Annotated in this window: 2 protein-coding genes and 1 pseudogene; 1 reads left to right on the top strand and 2 read right to left on the bottom strand. The window is 72.5% G+C overall.

The annotated features are described in order from the left end of the window. Positions 1-349 precede the first annotated feature (349 nt). A complete protein-coding gene (locus VGH76_RS07110) occupies positions 350-1,048 on the bottom strand; it encodes a TetR/AcrR family transcriptional regulator (RefSeq protein WP_331555924.1) in 699 nt (232 codons plus the stop codon). On the opposite strand from VGH76_RS07110, the pseudogene VGH76_RS07105 reads away from it, so the two are divergent. Beyond that, a pseudogene (locus tag VGH76_RS07105) lies at positions 1,047-1,769 on the top strand (DUF2306 domain-containing protein); the annotation flags it as partial. The gene VGH76_RS07110 and the pseudogene VGH76_RS07105 sit on opposite strands and share 2 nt — an antisense overlap. Before the next feature lie 34 nt (positions 1,770-1,803). On the opposite strand, the gene VGH76_RS07100 reads toward VGH76_RS07105, so the two are convergent. After that, positions 1,804-2,406, bottom strand: a complete 603-nt coding sequence (locus VGH76_RS07100; protein WP_331555923.1) for a DUF4232 domain-containing protein — start codon at positions 2,404-2,406, stop codon at positions 1,804-1,806. Positions 2,407-2,586: the final 180 nt, after the last annotated feature.

The following is a 2,586-nucleotide window of genomic DNA, read 5'->3' as shown; positions in this document are numbered from 1 at the left end:
ACGCTCCAGCACTCAGCGCAACCGTCGCTGCCGATACCGCGACTCCTAGCCTCCTGATGGAGTAGCGCGAGAGGGACGTGTCGGTCCGTGGTCGCATGCGTTCTCCGTACGGGTCCGTAGCGAGACGTCGACCAGGTCGAGAATCGTTCTACCTGGGACGACGCGGTTCACGACGGGGGCCCCGACGGCGCCGAGCACGGCTCCGACCCCACGACCGAGGCAGGTTAACCCCAGCACTCAGCGTTATTGGCACTGACCGACATCAATACTCAGTGTGATGATGGCTCGTTCACTTCGCTCAAACAGTCTAGTCCTGACATACGGATGCCGGGCGCGGCGGGCGACCTCGTCAGGAGGGGTCGATCCCCGCCTGGCGCACGCATCCGTCCACCACGGCGGCGAGCCCGAGCTCGAAGAGCTCGTCGTCGGGCCCCTGGGCCCCGCGTGTGTCCGCGTCCGACGGCAGCAGGGTGAGCAGACGGGGCAGCTCGTCCTCCCGCCCGGCACTCCGGACCTCGGCGGCCGTCGGCGCCCGGTTCCCGATCGGCGCCGACGCCCCCCGCACGTAGGCGTTGACCACGTGCACCAGGGCGATCGCCTGCTCGGCAGGCATCCCCGCCACCTCGTCGAGCAGCGTGAGGAACACCTCGGCCCACGCGCATTCCGACGGACCCATCCGCTGCGGGCCGGTGACCAGGGGCAACGTCCAGGGGTGCGCGGCGAACACGCCACGGTTGGCCCGCGCCCAGCGCGCCATCCCCTCGCGGACCGTCTCCGCGGCGACGTCCGGTGGCGGCCCCACGGCGGCGTCGACCATGAGTGCGAGCAGCGCCTCCTTGTGCGGGACGTGCCGGTAGAGCGACATCGGCGCGGCCCCGAGAGTGCGCGCGAGCCGCGGCATCGACACCGCCTCGATGCCCTCCGCGTCGGCGAGGGCGACGGCCGCGCCGACGATCGCCTCCCGGCTCAGCGGGCGCCGCTCCCGACGAGGCGCCGACGGCGGAGCCCAGAGCGGGTCGGTCTCTCCCGGGGCCGCGTCGGTGGTCATGGGCGACATCCTTTCACGGCCTTTGTGTAGACACGCTTACGCTTCATGCGTAAGGCTTACGCGCATGACCGAGACGCTCCCGCCTCCAGCCCCGCCTCCCGCGCCCGCCCGCCGTCGGCCGTCCCGCCGCGCCGGGGTCGGCCTGCTCGCGCTCGCCGTCGTGACGGTCGGGTTCCTCGCGCTGGAACTACCGCCGTACCTGACGCTCGACCCGTCCCGATCGCGCATCACGCCGCGCCCGGACTACGCGCTGCACTACCCGCTGCTCTGGGCCCACATCATGTTCGGGTCGATCGCCCTGCTGACCGCCTGCCTGCAGATCTGGCCGTGGCTGCGCCGGCGCCATCCCGCGGTCCACCGCTGGTCGGGCCGGGCCTACCTGCTGGGCGGGGTGATCCCCGGCGGGATCGTCGTCCTCGGGGTCGCCCCGGTGAGCAGTACCGGGCCGGTGTCCGCCGTCGGGAACACCGTGCTCGCCATGCTCTGGCTCGCGACCGCGGTCGCCGGCTGGCGCGCCGCGAGGCAGCGCCGCTTCGCCGACCACCGGGCCTGGATGCTGCGCAGCGTCGCGCTGACGTTCTCGATCGTCGTCAACCGCGCGTGGATCGTCGTCTACCTGGCGCTGTTCGTGGCCCTCGGCTCGTCGCTGGACGACCCGGCGACGATCACGGCCGCGGCAGGCGCCTCGGTGTGGTCGAGCTGGATCGTGAACCTGCTCGTCGTCGAGTGGTTCGTCCTGGGGCACGGTGCGCAGGCTAGGCGTCCGAGCCCTTCTGGACCGGCCCGAGATAGGTGCCCGGGTGGGTCGCCCCGTCCTGACGGACCACCCCGCCGCCGGGCCAGTCGAGGACCGCGGAGTGGGTCTCGTCAGGCGGCGTGATGAGGATCTTCGTCGGGGTCCAGCTGGTCTTCTGGCTCGGGTTCCACGTGATCACGGAGTGGGCCTTGTCGCCGGGGGACAGACGCACCAGGGCGGGCTGCTCGCTGGTCTGGCGCGGCAGCGAGTAGCTGGTACCCATCGGGTCGGGCGGACCCTGGAGGTCGACACCGCCGTACCCGACCATCGTGCAGGTCGACGACGACGCGTTCGTCCAGACGACCGTGGTGTGCCGCTGCTGGCCGGCCTCACCGGTCGTGCGCCCGACGACCGGGTGCAGGTCGGAGAGCAGACACTTCCCCTTCTCCGGCGCGGCCTGCGCGGAGGTGGAGGTCGGGGTCGAGGTGGCGACGGCCGGGCTGGACGGGGCGGCGGCAGCGGGCGGAGCCGCGGGAGCGGCGGCCTGCTGGGTGCTCGAGCAGCCCGTGAGGGCGCCGAGGGCGATGAGGAGTCCGACGCCGGCCGCCCGGATTGTCGACATGATCCAGAGATTGCTCCACCCGGCCGATCGGCGCAGCGCGGGAGGTGGCCTGCGGCCTCGCAAGGCCGGAGGCCACCTACAGCAGGAACAGCATCGCGGCCATCGCGAGGCTCATGCCGGCCTGGCCGATGAGCTGCACGGGGCCGTGCGCGAGGACCCCCACCGCGCGCGGGACCGCCG

It is taken from the genome of Actinomycetospora sp., assembly GCF_036497585.1.
Taxonomy (GTDB): Bacteria; Actinomycetota; Actinomycetes; order Mycobacteriales; family Pseudonocardiaceae; genus Actinomycetospora.
This window is presented reverse-complemented; position numbering and strand designations above follow the sequence as displayed.